Annotated in this window: 25 protein-coding genes; 3 read left to right on the top strand and 22 right to left on the bottom strand. The window is 40.7% G+C overall.

What is annotated here, in order from left to right:
- Positions 1-138: 138 nt before the first annotated feature.
- Together V7266_RS01415 and V7266_RS01410 are read left to right on the top strand one after the other, a co-directional pair.
- Positions 139-339 (top strand): hypothetical protein, encoded by a 201-nt coding sequence (locus V7266_RS01415; RefSeq protein WP_335465449.1) that lies wholly within the window; start codon positions 139-141, stop codon positions 337-339.
- Positions 340-603, top strand: coding sequence for a hypothetical protein (locus V7266_RS01410; protein WP_335465448.1), 264 nt, complete (start codon positions 340-342; stop codon positions 601-603).
- A gap of 32 nt (positions 604-635) precedes the next feature.
- On the opposite strand, the gene V7266_RS01405 is transcribed toward V7266_RS01410, so the two are convergent.
- From V7266_RS01405 to V7266_RS01385, 5 genes are all read right to left on the bottom strand, one after another.
- On the bottom strand, positions 636-890 hold the full coding sequence (locus tag V7266_RS01405) for a hypothetical protein (protein ID WP_144568272.1): 255 nt from the start codon (positions 888-890) through the stop codon (positions 636-638).
- Between the two features lie 253 nt (positions 891-1143).
- Positions 1144-2730 carry a SagB family peptide dehydrogenase gene (locus V7266_RS01400; RefSeq protein WP_335465447.1) on the bottom strand — a complete coding sequence of 529 codons (1587 nt, stop codon included), beginning with the start codon at positions 2728-2730 and terminating at the stop codon, positions 1144-1146.
- Positions 2731-2751: 21 nt separating this feature from the next.
- Entirely contained in the window at positions 2752-4695 is a 1944-nt protein-coding gene (locus tag V7266_RS01395; protein WP_335465446.1) for a TOMM precursor leader peptide-binding protein, read from the bottom strand.
- Positions 4695-6656, bottom strand: coding sequence for a putative thiazole-containing bacteriocin maturation protein (locus V7266_RS01390; RefSeq protein WP_335465445.1), 1962 nt, complete (start codon positions 6654-6656; stop codon positions 4695-4697). The genes V7266_RS01395 and V7266_RS01390 overlap by 1 nt, the downstream gene beginning before the upstream one ends.
- A gap of 169 nt (positions 6657-6825) precedes the next feature.
- Positions 6826-7092 carry a hypothetical protein gene (locus V7266_RS01385; protein ID WP_335465461.1) on the bottom strand — a complete coding sequence of 89 codons (267 nt, stop codon included), beginning with the start codon at positions 7090-7092 and terminating at the stop codon, positions 6826-6828.
- Positions 7093-7747: 655 nt separating this feature from the next.
- Here V7266_RS01385 and V7266_RS01380 point away from each other — a divergent pair.
- Entirely contained in the window at positions 7748-8236 is a 489-nt protein-coding gene (locus V7266_RS01380) for a hypothetical protein (protein ID WP_335465444.1), read from the top strand.
- 202 nt (positions 8237-8438) lie between these two features.
- Here the strand turns inward: V7266_RS01380 and rpsI are convergent, their stop codons facing one another.
- The 17 genes from rpsI to rpsE form a co-directional block, all read right to left on the bottom strand.
- The gene (rpsI, locus tag V7266_RS01375) at positions 8439-8831 is read right to left on the bottom strand and encodes a 30S ribosomal protein S9 (RefSeq protein ID WP_098533175.1); all 393 of its coding nucleotides are present in this window, start codon (positions 8829-8831) and stop codon (positions 8439-8441) included.
- 20 nt (positions 8832-8851) lie between these two features.
- Complete coding sequence (gene rplM / locus V7266_RS01370) at positions 8852-9289, bottom strand: 50S ribosomal protein L13 (RefSeq protein WP_098533177.1); 438 nt, start codon at positions 9287-9289, stop codon at positions 8852-8854.
- A gap of 325 nt (positions 9290-9614) precedes the next feature.
- Positions 9615-10352 (bottom strand): tRNA pseudouridine(38-40) synthase TruA, encoded by a 738-nt coding sequence (truA, locus tag V7266_RS01365; protein WP_335465443.1) that lies wholly within the window; start codon positions 10350-10352, stop codon positions 9615-9617.
- A 12-nt stretch (positions 10353-10364) separates the two neighbouring features.
- Positions 10365-11162 (bottom strand): energy-coupling factor transporter transmembrane component T family protein, encoded by a 798-nt coding sequence (locus tag V7266_RS01360; RefSeq protein ID WP_335465442.1) that lies wholly within the window; start codon positions 11160-11162, stop codon positions 10365-10367.
- Complete coding sequence (locus V7266_RS01355) at positions 11159-12028, bottom strand: energy-coupling factor ABC transporter ATP-binding protein (protein ID WP_335465441.1); 870 nt, start codon at positions 12026-12028, stop codon at positions 11159-11161. Before V7266_RS01355 ends, V7266_RS01360 begins: the two co-directional genes overlap by 4 nt.
- Positions 12004-12843: an energy-coupling factor ABC transporter ATP-binding protein gene (locus V7266_RS01350; protein ID WP_335465440.1), complete on the bottom strand. Its 840-nt coding sequence runs from the start codon at positions 12841-12843 to the stop codon at positions 12004-12006. The genes V7266_RS01355 and V7266_RS01350 overlap by 25 nt, the downstream gene beginning before the upstream one ends.
- Positions 12844-13210: 367 nt before the next feature.
- The gene (gene rplQ / locus V7266_RS01345) at positions 13211-13573 is read right to left on the bottom strand and encodes a 50S ribosomal protein L17 (protein WP_335465439.1); all 363 of its coding nucleotides are present in this window, start codon (positions 13571-13573) and stop codon (positions 13211-13213) included.
- Between the two features lie 52 nt (positions 13574-13625).
- Entirely contained in the window at positions 13626-14570 is a 945-nt protein-coding gene (locus V7266_RS01340; protein ID WP_335465438.1) for a DNA-directed RNA polymerase subunit alpha, read from the bottom strand.
- 172 nt (positions 14571-14742) lie between these two features.
- Entirely contained in the window at positions 14743-15132 is a 390-nt protein-coding gene (gene rpsK / locus V7266_RS01335) for a 30S ribosomal protein S11 (protein ID WP_024027886.1), read from the bottom strand.
- A gap of 22 nt (positions 15133-15154) precedes the next feature.
- Entirely contained in the window at positions 15155-15520 is a 366-nt protein-coding gene (gene rpsM, locus V7266_RS01330) for a 30S ribosomal protein S13 (RefSeq protein WP_335465437.1), read from the bottom strand.
- 21 nt (positions 15521-15541) lie between these two features.
- Positions 15542-15655 (bottom strand): 50S ribosomal protein L36, encoded by a 114-nt coding sequence (rpmJ, locus tag V7266_RS01325; RefSeq protein ID WP_000868344.1) that lies wholly within the window; start codon positions 15653-15655, stop codon positions 15542-15544.
- Positions 15656-15696: 41 nt separating this feature from the next.
- Complete coding sequence (gene infA, locus V7266_RS01320; protein WP_034676129.1) at positions 15697-15915, bottom strand: translation initiation factor IF-1; 219 nt, start codon at positions 15913-15915, stop codon at positions 15697-15699.
- A gap of 279 nt (positions 15916-16194) precedes the next feature.
- Positions 16195-16845: an adenylate kinase gene (locus tag V7266_RS01315; protein ID WP_335465436.1), complete on the bottom strand. Its 651-nt coding sequence runs from the start codon at positions 16843-16845 to the stop codon at positions 16195-16197.
- Positions 16846-16901: 56 nt separating this feature from the next.
- Complete coding sequence (gene secY, locus V7266_RS01310) at positions 16902-18197, bottom strand: preprotein translocase subunit SecY (RefSeq protein WP_335465435.1); 1296 nt, start codon at positions 18195-18197, stop codon at positions 16902-16904.
- A complete protein-coding gene (rplO, locus tag V7266_RS01305) occupies positions 18197-18637 on the bottom strand; it encodes a 50S ribosomal protein L15 (protein ID WP_335465434.1) in 441 nt (146 codons plus the stop codon). The genes secY and rplO overlap by 1 nt, the downstream gene beginning before the upstream one ends.
- Positions 18638-18669: 32 nt before the next feature.
- The gene (gene rpmD / locus V7266_RS01300; RefSeq protein ID WP_098533198.1) at positions 18670-18849 is read right to left on the bottom strand and encodes a 50S ribosomal protein L30; all 180 of its coding nucleotides are present in this window, start codon (positions 18847-18849) and stop codon (positions 18670-18672) included.
- Positions 18850-18862: 13 nt separating this feature from the next.
- Positions 18863-19363, bottom strand: a complete 501-nt coding sequence (gene rpsE / locus V7266_RS01295) for a 30S ribosomal protein S5 (protein ID WP_098533200.1) — start codon at positions 19361-19363, stop codon at positions 18863-18865.

Here is a 19363-nt window from a genome sequence, read left to right as displayed (position 1 = left end):
GTTAGTGGATTGGGTCTGGTGCCCTTATTAAAAAAACTGTGTCATCCGCCCATACATTGAATAGACTATTGTATTAAATTGAGAGTGATAATCCGAAAAGATTGTACTTAAATACGATTAAGAAAGGTTAGCTCATCTATGATTAATTTAACGTTAGGAAATATATCAATAAGCAGTATCGGTCAATCATCGGGATTTTTTATGGGTGGAACAAATACACATAAAAAGTTTCGTTCTAGTCAAGTCGTGAATGAAGTACTTGGGGTATTGTCCGGCGATGAAAATAGGCTCACAGATAACAAGTGGCTGGAAAACAATCAAAAAGAGAGGAGTGAATAAATGATGGGTTCTCCCATTCTTTCCCCAACCTTTCATATCGGAACGATTAAAATTGGTACGATCGAAGGTGCCTCCTGTTTCAGTATCGGAAATAATTTTATCGAGGACTTTAAAAACAGCAAAAAACACAGCCAGGGCTTAGGCAATATTCATGGTGATCGAAATAACCTTGCACATATGACTGCGTCATTAACCAATCATGAAAAAGAGAGCAAAGGAAATATGGAGCCTCAGGAAAGTCGAAAGCAAAAAACCCTTGATTAATCAGAGGGTTTATTGTTTTTTCTCTCATCAACTTATATATTTCCCCCGCCCCCGATATTCGGCTTTAGGTCTTGGTCAAAGATAACCCCATCTAACATTTCAAAGCTATCTGCGATATTGTTTACATTCCCCGCCATAGCATTATTAAAACCATAGACTCCCCCCATATTTAAATTATACTTCCTGTTCGCGTCCATTCCATTTACAACACCTTCACCAATAAAAATAGCTGAACTTGCTTGTGGTGAATTTACGTTAAAAACACCTAAGTTAATAACAGAAGGCATTCTAATTTCCTCCTATTCTCCTTCCTGTGTACACTATTTTATGTATAAACAATACTCCATGTGAGGAAATAACCTAAATGCCAGATTTATTAATCCTTTTGGGACTCTCCATTTCTATGAACAGTCCAATTTGGAACTATAATTTAACTTCAGGTAAAAAAAGACCCTCAACCAATATGGTTAAGCGTCTTGAATCATTTTAGTAATTAGTAAGATTTTATAAACTAAAGAAACCTAGACAAAATTGTTGCTCCTAGCTAATCAACCCCCCTGTTAACCAGGCACGAGGACGGTATGGACCAACTGGAATCTGGATCAGACTTGTTTTTTGTTTCGAATTAATCCTGTAAAGTTCATCAGATTGGTTCGCATCAAATCCTAATAGCGGATGCCCCCCCATCCCTAATGCGCCCGTTACCAAGAGCAGTCGTTGCAAAAGTATCCCGGCTTCCATTTGTTGAATGCGGTATCCTCTATATCCCAATTCCCTTTTGAGATGGTCCCCGTCTCCTACAAAATGCAGTACTAGCGGAACTTGAAACAGATTTACATTGGGCATTGTTAATCCATACTGTAAATACTCCCGAAAATCCCCCTGTGTTATTCGCCGGAGTGAATGAGCGCTTTTGTCATAAGCGTAAGCACCATTTGGAATTCCCTCCACATTATAAAAACTGCCATACAAAGTGACACGGGTCTCAGCATTCTCATGGGTGTCATCAAGGTCATTCTGATACGATAAAGAAAATGTCTCTTTTAACAATGTGGATAATTGAGTCTGACTGACCTTACCTATCATAAAATCAGTATTAGGGGAACGTCTCTCCCTGCAAACAGATGCAAGATCATACGCTAGGTGCTCGGTAAATGGAAGCATGATTGCTTCCATACCTAAGGCAGGTTTAACACGATTATCGATTCTTATTTTTGAAAATGAACTTGTTGTTTCCAGTATCGATGCTTCATTCATGTTTCTCAGCATAGGATAGTCGATCACTTTCTTTGATCGATTGTAAGTCTCATGGAATAGACATGGAACTTCCTGGGACAATTGTGTATCAGAGACAATTTCTTCATAATTATTATCCTTGTAAACACAATTGATAGATGGATGAATGGAGAGTGGGATCATCGCATAAACGCTTTCATCCTGTTCTGTTATTCCAAGTAAATGATTGATAGACCGATCAAGAAATTGATAGCATACACGTGAAGAGAATCCCATCTGATTAGCCACTTCTAACGCTTGCCCTATTAACACACCAGCGTCCAACCCTTGGAGCCTATAGGAAAAATTATTATATTTGAAGAAGTTTTTCCAAAAAACAGTCGAAACAAAAACCGTACAGAAACAATCGGACAGATCACAGCTATTTCCAGTACTTCTGGATAAGTAAAAATCGTAATTTCCTTCTCGCAGCAAAAGGAGGCGGTGATGCGCCACATCGTAATGGTAAATTCCAGTCGGTACGTCCTCAAGCTTAATATACACGTATAATTCATTGGGGTACAATGCCCCTCCAGAGGGAACAAACCTTCGTAATAACTGGGCATAGTTTACATCAGCTTTTTCACCTGTGTCCTCGATGAAGGCGGTTTGAGCATATTGAGTAAGTCCATATACATACCACAAGAAATGGCCAAGTTCCTCTAATGCAGGTTCTGCATGAGCTTCTCTTCCCTTGAGAGTTAACGGTACATCCCCGGATAGCGAAATCTCTGGCAGGCCGCGATACAGTTTATAGGGAAGCGGTGCGTCCTCCCAATCCACTTGCCAATCTGGAGGAGCAGCTTTTTCCGTATCAAAGTGAAGATGATGCAGAAATGTTTCAAGATTCACTTTTACACCTCCTATTTTTTATTATGGGAATGGGTGAGGATATGGATTAAGCTGTCCATACGATAACGGCTGTTTGGTGAATCCAAGTTTCATCGGCACTTGAAGGACCCTTTCCAGCCCTCGAACACGGGTAAGATGATGTCCGAATGTCATCGGCAGCATACCAGGAATTAATACCTTAACACAGTATAATCCGTTCCGTTTGGTTATGGGAGTTGTTTGGTCCACCACAATGACCTCGAGGTCTAATTGTCGGAACCTATCAAGAATATCCTGAAGATCATCCTTCAAATCGGTATTCTCCGGAGGCTGTTTGAATTCCTCCGCAAACGTTCGTAATGGACGATTATCCTGTAATAAAAAATTCAACCGTTCCTCTGCTTCCGGCAGACCGTAAAGCAGGCCATGGTCCTCCATATTACGGACTGCAAATGGATCTTTTAGCATCTCTTCATATTTTTGCCGGTTTTTCTCCAATATTTTGTCATGCCTAACCATCATTCCCGCAAGCTCGTAAATCGCGCTTTTTACCGCTCTAACAGGATCAGGATTAGCTCCTGCCGCGCAAATAAGGTTCACACCCTTGGATCTTCTGTTTTTTGCCACTGCCCAAACACTCGGAATTTCATGTTCCATGGTCGAATTGTAAAAATAAACGTCATACCCCTGAACCTCACGTATCCTATCAACCATTAGCTCTAATTCTTTATCATTTGCTGAACGGAGATCAAGAGGCGGGATAGACAGCTGTGCATACCACGTTATCAAGAAGGAATCCCTCTCAACGATCTCCATAATGCCATGGAATATGGCTTCCTCCATACTTCCTCCTAATGCACAGCCGTTGGAGGTTTCATAAACAAAGCCCTCCCCATTAATGCCCAAACTGTAATAGGCGAGTAACTCCGGAACCAGGATAGGACGTTCTTGTAAAAACGAATAACCCCAGACCCAATTCATCGGGACATCAGGATGAAACGGTTTAAACGGAAAATGAAGCTTTGCATATTGTTCCTGATCATGTAACCCGACTCTAGCCGGATTTAATGCAAAATCCTTTAAATGGCGATAACTATCACGCACTTTCTTCCTTTTACCTTGAGGCTCAATTCCGCAATATCGCTCCAACCCCTCCAAAATGGCCGTTAACTCACTTATTTCATAAGAATTAGAACGGCCAGCTACTCCCTCGTCAGCCCCAAACAACGGCATGTTAACCAAAACATCGGCAAATGGCAGCCTGAAATCCTCCATTTTTCCATTCATGATACCTGTACGATCATCCAGATAGTCTTCGACCAGCACTGTTTTCAATTCATCCATCGAACGGCAGCGATAACCGGTACCATTTAATTTAGGGCTGGACTCTAACTTAATTTCAGCTAATTCTGGTGTATCTTCAGGTACTGGACTGCAAATCGAGCACAATGGGTCAGGTAAGAAAACGTGACTGGAGATAGTTAACGTTCTCAGATTGGTAATGAATATCTTTTCTTCTAAGGAAGAGGGCTCTCCTGGAAGGACCTTCTTCACTTCGTTACTGATGAAGTTTGCCATTTGTGATAGTCCCGTTCTTGAAACCCATGCATCACGCTCGACACCCGCCCCTCTAGTCAATCTCATCTTAATCTCCCACATTTCAAGGCGATCAGGGCCGGCTATCAAGCGTCGTTTGTCAGCACAGAGAGAACAGCCCGGTCTGTCGTGCCGTACTAATGGACCAATGATCCCCTCACCGAACGAAACGAAACCTCTAAGCCAAGGGATACCAGCTGTCCTAAATCTCTCTTCCGCTTTTTGATGAATGGATGGCTGCCAAGCATCGCTAAGCACCAGAGCTAATTCTGTTTCTTCAGGAATCTCTTCGAAAATCCCTTGACGTCTTACTAGATAGTTGGTGGACAATTGATCGCAGACATAATCCGCTAATAAACCGTCTCCAGTAATGAGAATATGGGCAGTCATTAGGAATCCCCCTCTCGTACCTGCACACCATATACCCCTGCCAGTTCTTGTTTTAAAAAAGGCTCAATCGAGAGGTCATAGACAAATAGCTTTTTGCCGTTTCTATTCAAGACATGGATGGAAGATTGTAATAGCTCTAATTGTGTCATGTCATCACAAGAGGGGATTTCGAGTTTGGTTTCCTCTTTTTCCAGATAAATCATAGACTCCTTCTCTTGCCTAACAATAGAGCTTACCCGATTTTGAGCGTTCAATAATGCTTGCTGCAATGTATTTTGTAATGCCAATGTTGTGTTTAAACCTGTCCCTGTGTACAAACAGCCATTTGATCTTACCCATACAATAGGGAAGCCTAATACATCTTCTTTTAAACCAATGGTGGGTGCACCATTCAAGGTGGTCAGGGCATGTAAATAAAATCTGCACCGTTTATCTTCTATGGCTCCAATTGATACACGAAAAACCTTATTCAGGTGGTCCTCCTGTCTCTTTTTCAATGTTTCATCCAGATAGGCTTGCAGCCCTCGACAAACAGCTTCTGCGGTTGTTTCCCCTGAACCGATGCCAAGGAACCCTTCTGGAAGATGAACACCCACTTTATCTGTCTGATTAAGAGCGCCAAATCTAAGGGAATCTATCAGGTTGGCAGTATACATTTCAATGCCCTTGAGACCGGCATTCCTTCTTGCTTCTTCATGTGTCAGCCCCGAACAGACCACTTCCGGCAGCAGTTTTGCCGGTCCCTCTGATACCGGGTCAACGGCCTGAACATAGCATTGGGAAAGAGGAAGCTGTATCAAATTCCGTTCTTCCCAGGTATGGAAAATACCTATCTCTTTTGAGGTTAAGCGGCTGAAATATTCCAAAAGCAATCCTTGCTGCTCATCCCTGTCTGATTCTTGTTTAAGTTTTAAATCAAGATCTTCAACCTGTTCAGGTGTTAGCTTTGTAGACATTACCGCTGGATGTGGGATGAATGAAAGCCAGTCTCCTTCCAACGTTTCAAGATCAAGCATGTAAATTTGATTACTTTGATTTGGTGCCGCTATTCCTGTAACCTTCTTGAAAAATTCGAATGTAGAGACATTTGCCAAAATCGCTCCTGCAGTGGAAGAGAAGACCAGCGGCTGCCCATCTGCTTGTACGGAAGATTGATGAATTCTGCGCCATGCAGACTCGAAGCATCCCTCTGATTCTGGATGGGTTAACGGGCCAGATAACCCCACTCCTTCTAAATAGATAGCGGGAAGAAATGCCTTCTTTTCTTCTTGGCAAATTTGATTCAGCATCCTTAATTCATTTACATCTCCATCCTGAGAGACATACAGAATCCAATCATAGGACTGAACTGCATCTTTCCAAACATTTATTCCCGCCTCTTTAGGATAGGGTACTTCCACCACCTCGACATCGGCATCTATTTTCCTCGCATTCTGCCCAAGCAAATTAAGGCGCAGCCTATTGGTTGGAACCTCATCTGTGACCATGACATTTAATTTGGGCAGTCCCGAATCCAATAATGCAGAAACCAACGATACAAGGAAAGGTCCAGAGCCCACAGCCAAGACACTAGCCTGACGATACTTTTGAAAATGGTATGCACCTGATTCGATAAAGTTCTCGATAAATTCAATTTGTGAAGCATACTTTTCTAGAACTTGACGATTTAATTGATGGGGTATATCTTTGCTTACATCTCGAACAAAACCATTCTTGTACAATGCTTCACCGATTTCATATACCCTGTCACGGTACGCTCCCGTTAACCCCTCCGTCAAATCTCCCAATGTTTGCTCCCCATTGAACATCGGCAGCAATTTCTCGATCCACTGATAAATGGTTTTGCCCTCCATTCGGAAGGAACTTACGTTATTTCTAAAATAGACACCCCCCTGTTGATCCGGTAGATAAAATGTATCCTTTTTGGCCTTCAATCGTGAGGACGAGGTAAGTTTTGTCATTCAGCTCCTCCTTATTCCTTAACATTACAACTTATGCACTATCAGTTTATGTAGAGTTTTTTGTCCAATATGATAAATATAGTAAAGAAGTGCCCCCGCGGCACAGGTCGGTGCGGGAGCACTTTCTTCATAAAACAATATCGCTTCCTGTAATTCCCCATAGACAAGATTAAATAAAACCGATGCCAAAGCCAAAACAACTAAAGCCAATGCCAACACAACTAAAACCGCCACAACCGAAGCAGCCTCCACAACCACCGCAGCCACCGCAGCCGAAACAGCCGCCGCAGCGAAAGCCGAAGCCCCCACAACGACCGAAGCCTCCACAACGACCGAAGCCCCCACAACCATGGAAACCACCACAGCGCCCAAACATGCGCTCATCCTGGAATTGTGGAGCGTATGAAACTACCTCACCAGTTTGATATGGGTCCATTGACAACCCTTGTAACTCATTATGAAAATTTTGCACTTTTATTCCTCCCCTTTGTATTTAATCACCAAGTGAAACAGAAACCTGAAAAGAGAGTAAGTTAATTGGGCAATTTTGTGTAAAAAGAATTTCTAGTGCTGATGTACTCTCTTCAACAAAATATGGTTTTTTATGGGGGGTTGTTACTAATGTAAAAGCCTATTTTACTTTGAAAGTACAAAGTTACAAATGACTCTTTTTAGTCAATCAAATTGAATCATTAGAGAGTGAACAACTACGAGAGTCTATGGAACAAAAAAAGCTAATGATTGAAGTGCAAGAAATGCTAATGCCCAACAGAGTTAGCAGCGGCAGGAACAAAAGGAAAAAGGGTTCTTTTCTAGGTTATTTTGAAGGTAATAGCTATAGGTGAACAACTATAACCATGGAATAATGATATTAATGGTTATTTTTTCGCCTATTTTCTTAAGAAATCTGACTAGACAGTAATAACAATGAAGTAAAAACCCCTTGTCATATTGAGGATTTACTACTATTCAACTTAGACGAAAGACTATAGTGATAGAAGTTGAGAGAAAGACAGGCTATTTTCTTAGGACAATCTATCGTGTGGTACATATAAATAAATTACATCTTTTAAGGGGGAATATTTTTATATATGAGTAAAGACGTCGCAAAGAAACTTTTAGGTAAAGTAATCCAAGTTGACCGGAATGGCCCAGAATCTACAATTGGAAAGTTATTGCATGTGGGTCGCGATTATATCGCCATTCTTACAGATGAGGGGGTTGTTTACTACAACAGCCATCATATTAAAAGTTTTACTGAGAATAAAGGTGATATGGAGATCAACGTTGAAGTTCCTGAAGGCTTTGAATTTAAAGTAACGGATGATTTTAAAGGATTGTTTGAATCCTCCCAATATGATTGGATACGCATTAATCGTAGTGGTCCTGAAACTGTAGAGGGGTTACTAGCTGGTTTAGAAGATGATTTTGCTGTTTTAGTGAATTATGATGAGGTTATTCGTATTGCCCTTTTCCACATCAAAAATATCAGTTATGAAAAGGCTAAATCCATAAATGATGAATCAAATTATGAATCATTTGATGAATCATATGATGAATCAAGTTCAAGTTCAAGTTAAGTCCCACGGGTGAACCAATGAAAGCCTAACCTATTGATAATCTAGAAAAAACCGTTTCAAAATTCCATAGGTATATTGAGCTATGATGTGGTCATTTGAGGTCAATATTTTTTTCGTGGTCAAAATGTGGTCAAGAACGCTTGTCAGCAATAAAAAAGACTCCCAACCGAATGGTTGAGAGTCTTTGTATGTCCGCAAAAGATTAACGTTTTGAGAACTGAGGCGCACGACGAGCACCTTTAAGACCGTATTTCTTACGCTCTTTCATACGTGCATCACGAGTTAATAAACCTGCGCGCTTTAATGTTGGACGGAATTCTGGGTCAGCTTGAAGTAATGCACGAGCAATACCATGGCGGATTGCGCCAGCTTGACCAGTATATCCACCGCCGCTTACGTTTACAAGAACATCATAGCTGCCAACTGTTTCAGTTGCAACTAGTGGTTGTCTTACAACAACACGTAATGCTTCAAATGGGATATAATCTTCAATTTCACGACCATTAACTACAATTTTACCTGTGCCTGGAACTAGGCGCACACGTGCGACAGAGCTCTTACGACGACCAGTACCGATATATTGAACTTGTGCCAAGTTATTTCCCTCCCTCTAAATTAACCGCGAAGTTCGTAAACTTCAGGTTTTTGTGCTTGGTGTGGATGCTCACTGCCAGCATACACGTGTAATTTTTTGAACATTTGACGGCCAAGAGAATTTTTTGGAAGCATGCCTTTAACCGCAAGCTCAATCATTTTCTCAGCGTAGTTTGTACGCATCTCAAGAGCAGTTCTTGTCTTTAAACCACCTGGGTGCATTGTGTGACGGTAGTAGATCTTGTCAGTTAATTTCTTACCAGTTAGTTCTACTTTAGAAGCATTAAGAATAATTACGTTATCACCAGTGTCAACATGTGGTGTAAAAGTTGGTTTGTTTTTACCGCGTAAGATTGAAGCTACTTCAGAAGCAAGACGACCAAGAGTTTTGCCTTCTGCATCAATCACATACCATTTACGCTCGATATTGTTGGCATTTGCCATAAACGTTGAACGCATGAGTTTCCCTCCTATTAAATCCATTAAAGATTATTATTTTCGCACTTTTAATGCAATCAGCGCTCTATTCTGTTCCGGGAATAAACAACTGATGCCCTTGTGCAGTAATTTTTCAAATCATATATTTTCAATCACGATGAAGACTTTCCGGGGCTTTATCGTGGGATTAAAAACACGCACATCTAATATAATAAATACTACAGGTCTAAATGTCAAGGAAATGTTACACCAGGAAAAGTTGTTTTATAAGAAAGGCGGAAGTACCCGTTTAGCGAAGTACACTAGTCGCTGGGTACTGAAGCCAGACACTGCTCAAAGTTCCATGTTAGTAAAATACTTTCCAGAGGTAAAGTCCTTGGGCTGGTGCAGTCTTTCCAGCAAAGCGGCGGTCCTTTTTAGCCAAAATATCCGCCATTTCTTCAGGTCTTCGCTTTCCGCTGCCCACTTCCAATAAAGTTCCTGTTAGAATACGTACCATATTATATAAAAAACCATTTCCTACAAAGCGGAGAGTGAGAAAATCATTGTCTAATAGAAAATCAATTGTCTCAATGGTTCGAATTTTATCCTCTACCTCCGTCCTTGCCGAGCAAAAACTAGTAAAGTCATGGGTACCAATGAAAAAGCGGCTAGCTTCCTTCATGGCCTCTATATTTAAATCATAAGGATATTGATAGGAAAAATTCCGGTGAAAAGGATCCCTTTTCTTCAAAAGTTGGAGGACATAGTGATATTCTTTTCCAATCGCATCAAAACGGGCATGAAACGATGAATCCACTTTTAAGATTGAAAGGATAGATATATCTTCCGGCAGCAGCGAATTAAGGGCTGTTTCCCATTTTTCCTCAGAAATCGATAGTGGAGAATCGAAATGAATAACCTGTCCTTTTGCATGGACACCAGCATCTGTCCTTCCTGATGCAGAAACTTTAATTTGTTCCCCTTTATGCATCTTGGCCAACACTGCCTCCAGTACGGATTGGACGGTCCGACTCCTTGGCTGAATTTGGTAACCAGAAAAGCCCGAGCCATCATAAGAAATAATCGACTTATACCTTTGCATCATTTCTCCTTATTATGACCGTAGTATGATTAGTAAAATGGTTAATACAACTAATAAAATAATCTGAAGCGTATCCACTGTCCTCCAGCTCAGCTGACGGTATTTTGTCCTTCCTTCACCGCCGCGGTAGCCGCGTGCCTCCATGGCGATTGCAAGCTCCTCGGCCCGTTTAAAGGCGCTGACAAATAAAGGTATTAAGAGTGGGATGACTGCCTTAACCCGCTCCTTTAATGGACCGCTGTCGAACTCCACTCCACGGGCAATTTGAGCCTTCATAATCTTGTCGGTTTCCTGCATCAGCGTTGGGATAAACCGTAAGGATATAGACATCATTAACGCCATTTCATGGACCGGAAACCGGACCTTTTTTAAAGGATTTAAAAGGGTTTCCATCCCATCGGTAATCTCTATAGGACTAGTCGTTAGAGTTAATAGAGATGTCATGAGGATTAAGAAAAAGAATCTTAGCGAAATAAAGATCCCCTGCCTTACGCCCCCTTCATAAATCTCTAATGGGCCAAATTTAAATAGGAGGTCCCCCTGCTTGGTGAAAAATAACTGAAGAACTAACGTAAATAAAACAAGCCATATAACCGGTTTGAGACCACCGTATAAAAAGCGGACCGGAATCTTCGAAATGCCAAGCATATAAAAAGTATAAATGCCAATAAGTACATAGGTAATCCAGTTATTAGCAAAAAAGATAATGCAGACAAATAAAAAGATAATTAAAAGTTTGGACCGCGGATCCATTTTGTGAACGGTTGAATCAGCAGGTACATAACGGCCAAAAATCATTTTTTCCATCATGATCGAACACCTCTGCTTAAAACCTCAGAAACCTTAGAGGATAACTCGTCAATTGTGAGATAGATTTTATCTAATTTAATGCCTGTTTGTTTTTCCAATTTGAGCTGAAACCGAACAACTTCTGGAACATCAAGGCCCATTTGTACTAATTCCACCGGCGAAGAGAAAATTTCTTCTGGTGTTCCTTTTTTAGCGACTTTGCCCTGCTGCATAATAACAATTTGGTCTGCATATCTTGCTGCATCTTCCATACTATGAGTGACTAATATGGTAGATAATTTTCTTTCCTTATGAAGTGCATAGAACATATCCATAATCTCTTTACGGCCCCTTGGATCTAAACCTGCTGTAGGCTCGTCCAAAACGATGACATCCGGTCCCATTGCTAATACTCCAGCTATAGCTACACGCCGCATTTGGCCCCCTGAAAGGTCGAATGGCGATTTTACTAGAATATCCTCAGCAAGACCAACCTGCTTTAATGCAAGCCGTGCCCGCTCCTTTGCCTCTGTTTCAGATACTCCAAAATTCATGGGCCCAAAAATAATGTCCTTTTCGACTGTTTCTTCAAATAACTGATGTTCCGGAAATTGAAAAACGATACCGACCTTTTGTCGGACAGGTTTTAAATGTTTATTTTTCTGTCCAGCTTTAATTTCATGACTGCCAATTTTCACAGTCCCCTTAGAAGGCTGCAGCAATGCATTTAAGTGCTGCAAAACCGTTGATTTACCTGAGCCTGTATGACCAATGATAGCCATATAAGTGCCAGCGGGAATATCAATAGAGACATCTTCAATCGCCAGCCGCTCAAAAGGGGTGTTTGCTTGATAACGGTATTCTACCTGTTGAAGCGAGATGTCCATAATTCTGTCACCAACTCTTCTTCCGATAAATAATGCTTTGATAGTGTAATTCCATTTTCACGAAAAGCTTTGCTCATCTTTACTGAGAAAGGAATGTCCAATCCTAATTTAATCAATTGTTCATCCATGGCAAAAATCTCTTCCGGTGTGCCCTCACGAAATACTTCCCCACTGTTCATGACAATTATCCGGTCAGCTTTGGCTGCCTCCTCGAGATCATGAGTAATGGAGATGACAGTAAGGGAATTTTCTTGTTTGAGCATACGAACAGTCTCCAATACCTCCTCACGCCCTCTAGGATCTAGCATAGACGTTGCCTCATCGAGGATAATAATGGCGGGTCTTAATGCCAATACACCAGCAATCGCTACACGCTGTTTCTGACCACCTGATAGATGGTGGGGCTCTTGATATAGAAATTGATCCATTTTTACTCTTTTTAAAGAATCTTCTACGCGATGCACCATTTCTTCTCGAGGTACACCATTATTTTCTAAACCAAAAGCCACATCATCCTGGACAGTTGTCCCTACAAATTGGTTGTCTGGATTTTGAAAGACCATGCCGATTTTCTTCCGAACATCCCAAATCGTCTCTTCATTCAGCTTTAAGGTATCAATGGTGATTTCGCCCTCTTGGGGAAACTGAAGACCATTTAATAATTTCGCCATCGTTGATTTACCAGATCCATTATGCCCGACAATTGCAAGCCATTCCCCTTCATAAATATCGAAGCTCACATTTTTCAAAGCATACCGTTCCTGCGTATCATATTGAAAGGATACTCCCTTTAAAGATACAATTGACTTTTTCATCGCGCCATTCTCCCTAGCTAGACTATACTCCGCTCATATTGAAAAAATAAATACCTTTCTATATAACAAAAAAAGCCTGCACCTCGTCCCCTAGCAGCACGTATTCAACTGCGGATAAAGGGATTTCTTAAAAGAAATGGGAGGAGGTGCATGAGCTAGACGAGACGTGAAGAAGAAAACAAATTTTATATGGTTTTCATTAAAAGGATAAAGTAAATCCTTTAGGCTCCATAGTTTTGGAGTCACGCTCATCATAACACTCGTTTGGCTTGTGTCGGACAATTATAAAAATTTCCTTTACAGAAAAAGGGCAAAGAACAAGTTTGATTGTAAACTGTCCAGCGCCCTTGTTGTCTGTTAAAGTGTATTAAACTAACTCGATAATAACCATTGGCGCACCGTCACCGCGGCGAGGTCCAAGTTTCATAATACGAGTGTATCCACCTTGACGCTCTTGGTAACGTGGAGCGATATCAGCGAAAAGTTTTTGAACAGCATCTTGACCATTTTCAGCATTAGCAACTTCATTACGAACGTAAGAAGAAGCTTGACGGCGAGCATGTAGATCTCCGCGTTTACCTAGTGTGATCATTTTTTCAACAGTTGAGCGAATTTCTTTCGCACGAGTTTCTGTTGTTTCAATGCGTTCGTTGATAATTAAATCTGTAGTTAAATCACGTAGCATAGCTTTACGCTGTGCACTTGTGCGTCCTAACTTTCTGTATGCCATGAAGGGTTCCCTCCTTTGTTGAAGTCATAAAACGGATGTCAGCAACGCCAGACTAGTCGTCTTTACGTAAGCCTAATCCAAGCTCTTCTAGTTTTGCCTTCACTTCTTCGAGTGATTTACGGCCTAAGTTACGAACTTTCATCATATCTTCTTCAGTCTTATTTGCTAATTCCTGAACAGTGTTGATGCCAGCACGCTTTAAGCAGTTATAAGAACGAACAGAAAGATCTAGTTCTTCAATTGTCATTTCTAGAACTTTTTCTTTTTGGTCTTCTTCTTTTTCAATCATAATTTCAGCATTTTGAGCTTCGTCTGTTAAACCTACGAAAATATTCAAATGCTCGGTCAAAATTTTCGAACCAAGAGCAATCGCTTCTTTTGGCCCAGTGCTTCCATCTGTCCAAACATCAAGCGTTAGCTTATCATAATTTGATAATTGACCTACACGAGTATTTTCTACCTGATAAGATACACGAGAAATTGGCGTAAAAATGGAATCAATCGGAATAACACCAATCGGTTGATCTTCTCTTTTGTTCTGTTCAGCCGGTGTATATCCACGTCCGCGTTTAGCCGTTAAACGCATACGGAGATGTCCATTTGCAGCTAATGTAGCAATATGAAGGTCAGGATTTAAAATCTCAACATCACTGTCATGTGTGATGTTACCAGCTTTAACAGGTCCTTCACCTTGTACATCAATCTCAAGAGTTTTCTCTTCGTCAGAGTAGATTTTTAAAGCTAATTTTTTAATGTTTAAAATGATGGATGTTACATCCTCTACGACGCCTTCAATTGTTGAGAACTCATGAAGTACCCCATCGATTTGAATCGATGTAACAGCGGCACCTGGGAGTGAAGATAATAGGATACGACGTAAGGAGTTACCCAAAGTGGTACCATATCCACGCTCAAGTGGCTCTACGACGAACTTACCGTACTTGGCATCATCGTTGATCTCAATCGTTTCGATTTTTGGTTTTTCTATTTCGATCATCAAATAACCCTCCTTCAAAACGTCGAAACTTCATTAGGTTTTTCCTAAGAAATTCCCCCATGTATACGTTCCCGTTTTGTGCACAACAACTGGAATAAATCTTCTGTATTAGTGCAAATAATTAATATCATATCCCATTATAGACACATGATACGAATCTTATACAGAAAAATTAAACACGACGACGTTTAGGTGGACGGCATCCATTATGAGGAACAGGTGTAACGTCTTTAATAGCAGTTACTTCAAGACCAGCAGCTTGAAGAGCACGGATAGCAGCTTCACGGCCTGCACCAGGTCCCTTAACAGTAACTTCAAGAGTTTTCATACCATGTTCGATAGAAGTCTTAGCTGCAGTTTCAGCTGCCATTTGTGCTGCGAATGGAGTAGATTTACGAGAACCTCTAAATCCAAGCGCACCTGCACTTGACCATGAAATTGCATTACCATGAACATCAGTGATAGTTACGATCGTATTGTTAAAAGTTGAACGGATATGAGCGATACCAGATTCAATATTCTTTTTAACACGACGTTTACGTGTATTAGTTTTACGTGCCATTTAAATTAACCTCCTTTGCCGATTACTTCTTCTTGTTCGCAACAGTCTTACGAGGACCTTTGCGTGTACGAGCGTTGTTTTTCGTATTTTGTCCACGAACCGGTAAACCACGACGATGACGTAATCCGCGGTAGCAGCCGATTTCCATTAAACGCTTAATGTTAAGAGAAATTTCACGGCGAAGATCACCTTCAACTTTTAGTTTGTCGATGATGTCACGGATTTTATTAAGTTCATCCTCAGTTAAATCACGTACACGAGTATTTTCAGAAACACCAGCTTCTGACAATACTTTTTGTGCAGTAGCTTTACCAATACCATAAATGTAAGTCAAAGAGATAACTACACGCTTTTCACGTGGAATATCTACACCAGCAATACGTGCCATAATGAGCGCACCTCCTTAAAATTAACCTTGTTTTTGTTTATGTTTAGGGTTTTCACAGATAACCATAACTTTTCCGCGTCTACGGATAACTTTGCACTTTTCGCAGATCGGTTTGACAGATGGTCTTACTTTCATTATCCTAACCTCCTTAATAGTACGGAGTGCAAGCAAGCATTTTATTTGAAGCGGTAGGTAATTCTTCCGCGTGTTAAGTCATATGGAGAAAGCTCAACTGTTACTTTGTCACCAGGAAGAATTCGAATGAAATGCATACGAATTTTACCGGAAACATGAGCCAGCACTGTATGACCATTTTCTAATTCTACCTTAAACATTGCATTTGGCAAAGTTTCTAGTACTTTACCTTCAATTTCAATAACATCGTCTTTGGCCATCGTCTCGTCTCCCTTCTTAAAATCAAAAATAGTGTTCGAAAATGTATTGCAAACCTTTCATTCGTTCAACAATAGCAACCTTATAATATTACCATATTGTTTGACGTCTGTCCGCAAGTTTTTTTCTACATATGCAAGAATAAGTAATTCCTCATGTAAGTCTTGCCCAACTCTCGGTTCTACATACTCAGTACTATAGAAAAGCTATTTTCTAGCACATACTTTTGAAGCTATTGGAAGAGTTGTCGAGAGTCGCTCGCACAGTTGTAACATTGACCATTAACGAAGGTCTCCAAGTAGTTGCTGAATATCAGCGAATACTTTTCGTATATCTTGCTGGCCATCGATCGTGCGAAGATAGCCCTTTGTTTCATAAAAAGTTAGTAATGGCTCTTGTTGTTTGATATTTACATCTAATCGATTTTGAACTGTTTCAGCATTATCATCCGCTCTTTGGTACAGTTCTCCGCCACACTTGTCGCAGACACCCTCTTTTGCAGGAGGATTAAAGATTAAATGATAAGTTGAACCACATTCTTTACAAATTCGACGTCCAGTCAAACGATCCATCAAGATACTTTTATCAACACTGATGTTGATTACGTAATCTATCTTTTTATTTAAATCAGATAGTAAGTTTTCCAAAGCCTCTGCTTGAGGTACAGTTCTAGGAAATCCGTCTAAAAGGAAACCCTTCTGACAATCATCCTTGCTAAGTCGTTCACGAACAATGCCAATTGTCACCTCATCGGGTACAAGTTCACCTTTATCCATGAATGATTTCGCTTGTAAACCTAGTTCTGTTCCTTCTTTCATCGCTGCACGGAACATATCTCCTGTTGAGATATGAGGGATGCCGTATTGTTCGACGATTCTCTCAGCTTGTGTGCCTTTACCGGCACCTGGAAGCCCCATTAATACTAAATTCACACGTGTTCCCCCCTCGTGCTTTAAGTGGGTTTCAGGGGCCTAAAGGTCCCTAAAACCTATTTTATAAAGCCTTTATAATGACGTTTAACAAGTTGTGCCTCAAGCTGTTTATACGTATCAAGCGCAACTCCGACTACGATCAACAAACTTGTTCCCCCAATTTGAGCCGATTGCGGCAGGTTCGCTAATTTAATGAAAATAGTTGGAAGTATTGCAATAATCGTTAAGAAAATGGCACCAACAAAGGTTAAACGGTATAAGACGCGAGTTAAGTATTCCTGCGTACTCTTTCCTGGTCTGATACCAGGAATATAGCCGCTCTGCTTTTGTAAGTTTTCCGCTGCTTGTTCAGGGTTGACTTGGATAAAAGCATAGAAATAAGTGAACGCGATAATTAAAATGGCATATAGCGTCATCCCAATTGGATGAGTATAATCAAGGTTTGTTGTAATCCAAGTTGTTACATCATTTGTTGGAAAAAAGGATGCTATTGTTCTTGGCGTTACAATAAATGAAACCGCAAAGATAACCGGGATAACCCCAGCAGCATTAACCTTTAACGGCATATGCGTGGACTGTCCGCCAACAGGATTACGTCCTGTAACCATACGTTTTGCATATTGAATTGGTATTTTACGATTTGCCTGTTGGATAAAAATAACCCCAACAACGATGGCGATAATCGCAATAACGATAAGTATTACCGTTACAATACGTAAGAATAAAGCTTCACCGGCATTCTCAAACTGTTGAACATAAATTTGATTAACAGTTGATGGGATCCCAGCTGCAATCCCTGCAAAGATGATAATGGAAATTCCATTTCCTACACCTTTTTCAGTAATTTGCTCACCAAGCCACATCAAAAATGAGGTACCAGCAGTTAGTGTAACAGCAATTAATAAATACGTACCAATACCAGGATTCTCAATCAATTGTCCGCTGGCTAGGTTATTAAAACCGTAGGACATACCTAATGCTTGGATAAATCCAAGCACAACAGTAAAGTATCGGGTAAATTGAGCAATCTTACGACGGCCCGCCTCACCTTGCTTGGACCATTCCGTAAATTTTGGAACAACGTCCATTTGTAAAAGCTGGATGATGATTGAAGCTGTGATATACGGCATAATACCCATTGCAAAGATGGAGAATTGTTTTAATGCTCCACCTCCAAAGGTATTAAGGATACCGAAAACACTTAGCTTATCTTGATTTGCAAGCACCTCAGCATTTACATTCGGTACAGGAATAAAAGTACCTAGTCGAAAAACAACTAGCATTAACAGAGTGAAAATGATCTTACGTCTTATCTCACTCACGCGCATAAAACTGGAGATTGTCTGGAACATTAGATCACCTCAGTAGTTCCACCAGCAGCTTCGATCGCTTCCTTAGCAGCAGAGGAGAATTTGTGAGCTTTAACAGTCAACTTTTTCTCTACGTTCCCTTTAGCAAGAATTTTGATCCCTGCTTTTTCGTTACTTACAACGCCTGTTTCGATAAGAAGTTCTGGAGTAACTTCTGTACCTTCTTCAAAGCGATTTAATGTATCAAGATTAACAACAGCATATTCTTTGCGGCTGATATTGGTAAAACCACGTTTTGGCAAACGACGGAATAAAGGTGTTTGACCACCTTCGAAACCTAAGCGCACACCGCCGCCAGAACGAGCGTTTTGACCTTTATGACCTTTACCTGCTGTTTTACCTTGACCAGAACCGATTCCACGGCCTAAACGCTTGCGTTCGTGACGAGAACCTTCTGCAGGTTTTAATTCATGAAGTTTCATATTGGCACCTCCTTATAAAAGAAAACAATCAATTATTGTTCTTTAACTGTTACAAGGTGAGCAACTTTATTGATCATACCACGAATAGCAGCATTATCTTGATGCTCAACTGTTTGATTTAATTTACGTAAACCTAGCGCCTTAACTGTTTCACGTTGGTCCTCAGGGCGACCAATTACGCTGCGGTTGAGGGTAATTAAGAGTTTCGCCATTTGATTTCCCCCCTTATCCTAACAGTTCTTCTACTGATTTACCACGTAATTTTGCTACGTCTTCAGCACGTTTTAATTGTTTTAATCCATCGATTGTTGCGCGAACCATGTTAATCGGAGTATTTGTTCCTAGTGACTTAGAAAGGATGTCAGCAACACCGCCTAATTCTAGGACAGCACGAACTGGACCACCAGCGATAACTCCAGTACCTTCAGAAGCAGGTTTTAAAAGGATTTCGCCAGCACCAAAACGTCCAATAACTTGGTGAGGAATTGTAGTTCCAACCATTGGTACTTCGACTAAGTTTTTCTTTGCATCTTCGATGGCTTTACGGATCGCATCTGGTACTTCTTGTGCTTTACCAGTACCGAAACCTACATGACCGTTTTTATCCCCAACTACTACAAGAGCAGAGAAACGGAAACGACGTCCACCTTTAACAACTTTCGCAACACGGTTAACCGTTACTACGCGTTCTTCTAGTTCAAGCTTGTTTGGATCAATACGACGCAT

Source organism: Neobacillus drentensis, assembly GCF_036965645.1.
In the GTDB taxonomy this organism is placed as follows: Bacteria; Bacillota; Bacilli; order Bacillales; family Cytobacillaceae; genus Neobacillus; species Neobacillus drentensis_D.
Note: the sequence above shows the minus strand (reverse complement) of the source record. Positions and strands in the feature narration are given on the sequence as shown.